2 protein-coding genes and 1 pseudogene are annotated in these 2061 nt (G+C 70.4%); 2 read left to right on the forward strand and 1 reads right to left on the reverse strand.

Going from position 1 to position 2061, the window contains the following annotated elements; translation table 11 throughout:
• Nucleotides 1-465: pseudogene (locus JS521_RS35385) on the reverse strand (hypothetical protein); the annotation flags it as partial.
• A 259-nt stretch (nucleotides 466-724) separates the two neighbouring features.
• Between JS521_RS35385 and JS521_RS35390 the strand changes: the two are divergent.
• On the forward strand, nucleotides 725-1348 hold the full coding sequence (locus JS521_RS35390) for a M48 metallopeptidase family protein (protein WP_205086949.1): 624 nt from the start codon (nucleotides 725-727) through the stop codon (nucleotides 1346-1348).
• A gap of 120 nt (nucleotides 1349-1468) precedes the next feature.
• Nucleotides 1469-2061, forward strand: a 593-nt coding sequence (locus JS521_RS35395; protein ID WP_205086950.1) for a TerD family protein, incomplete at its 3' end; no start/stop codon positions are given.

Here is a 2061-nt window from a genome sequence, read left to right on the forward strand (position 1 = left end):
CGCCCGTCCTCGCCCGCCGGGGAGCGGGCCCGGGGGCCTTCCCCCGGAGTCCGTGGGGGAACGGCGTGATGTGGCAGCCCGCCGGGCCGCCATCCGGCGGAGCCCACCGCCCGGCTCGGGCCGGACGACCGACAGCGAGGCCACGTCGGGTCGCTGGCGGTCCATCACTTCGGCGCGACGGCACAGCACATCGGATTCCGGGACCGCCGACCTGGGATCGTCGAGGAGTCCGGCCTCCGTCAACCGGCGCAGCAGCAGATCCACATGATGTTCCGACAGGTCCAGGGCGCGTGCCTCCTCGTGCAGCAGCGGCAGACCACGCGTGCCGTCGAGCAGCTCCAGGAAGCTTCCCGTGGCGATGTCCACCGGTCCGAGCGTCACGGCATGCGCGGGTGTCACACCGAACTGCACGGTGTTCCGTCCACGCCAGGCGCGACGCAGTGCGGGCTTCAGCATCGGATACACGACTTCTCCCCCCGAGCGGTGTCACGGGCACGGGTGCGCCCGCAGACCGGATGATCTGCGGATCTTTCCGCAGGACCACCGCCAGAATGCGGGCCCGCTCCGGACCGCGCGCAAAGTTGTCCACAGGTGCGGGCTGTTAATCATGCAATCCGTGGACCGCCACTACGGGAACCGTTCCCGTCGCCGCCGAACCGTTCCCGCAGCGGCCGAACCGTCCCGGGGCGGGACTTCCCCCACGGACAGCGGGTAACGTCGTGGCGTGCCCGCCGACCCGTCGTCCGGCTTCGCCGGGGAGCCCCCCGCGCCCAGCGCCGGAAGCCATCAGCGCAGCGCGGCAGCCCATCCGGCCCGCGCTGCGGCGACGAGCGCTGTCGAGGTCCGCCGGAGCACCCGGCGCAGGAAATCGGTCTCCGCCTACCGCGAGGGCGACCGCACGATCGTGCTCATCCCCGCCCGGATGTCACAGGCGGAGGAGCGGCGCTGGGTGGGCGTGATGCTGGACAAGCTCGCCGCCCAGGAGAGCAAGCGCCACCTGGGCGACACCGAGCTCACGGAGCGTGCCGCCCGGCTGTCCGCCCAGTATTTCGACGGTCGCGCCAGGCCCGCCTCGGTGCGCTGGGTGACCAACCAGAACACCCGCTGGGGCTCGTGCACCCCCGCCGAGGGCAGCATCAGACTCTCGCACCGGCTGCAGGGCATGCCGGAGTACGTCGTCGACTACGTGCTCCTCCACGAGCTGGCGCACCTGCTCGTTCCCGGGCACGGTCCAGGGTTCTGGCGGCTGCTGGAGGCGTATCCGCGCACCGAGCGCGCCCGTGGGTATCTGGAGGGCGTGGTGGCGGCCGAGCAGCTGCCCCATCTGCCCGCCGCCCGCGAGGAGTGACCGGGATCCTCGGCGTTCGCCGATTCTGTACCGGGTGTGTACCGGCTTGGTCCGATGTCGTCGTTTGCGGTTAGCCTGACGCGACGCATTTACCTTCGGGATGGGGGACGGTCGTTACGCATGGCCAGGGAATTCCAACGCGGCCACAAGGCCAAGATCAGTGATCTCACGGCAGGGACGGATCTGTACGTAGGTGTGCAGATCGCGGCTCCGGGGCTGACTTTCGACATCAGCTGCTTCGGGCTCGACGCCGACGAGCAGCTCTCCGACGACCGGTACTTCATCTTCTTCAACCAGCCGAAATCGCCCGAGGAGTCCATCCAGCTCCTCGGTGCGCAGTCCGGTGACACCGAGTCCTTCCGCGTCACGCTCGACCGCATTCCGGCGGCCATCCAGAAGCTCTCCTTCACCGCGACGCTCGACGGCGCCGGGCAGATGTCCCAGATCGGTCCGGGGTACATCCGGATCGTCGCGGGCGGCGAAGAAGTGGTGCGGTACGCCTTCACGGGTTCGGAGTTCTCCACCGAGCGTGCGGTGATGCTCGGCGACTTCTACCTGAAGGACGTCTGGCGTTTCGCCGCCGTCGGCCAGGGCTTCGACGGCGGTCTCGACGCGCTTCTGAAGAGGATCGCCGGCGAGGTCGCCGAGGAGGCCGCCCCGCCCGCCGCCGCACGGGCCAGCGCCCCCGGCTTCGCCCCGCCGGCCCAGGCCAC

The sequence above is a fragment of the Streptomyces durocortorensis genome, from assembly GCF_016901035.1.
In the GTDB taxonomy this organism is placed as follows: Bacteria; Actinomycetota; Actinomycetes; order Streptomycetales; family Streptomycetaceae; genus Streptomyces; species Streptomyces durocortorensis.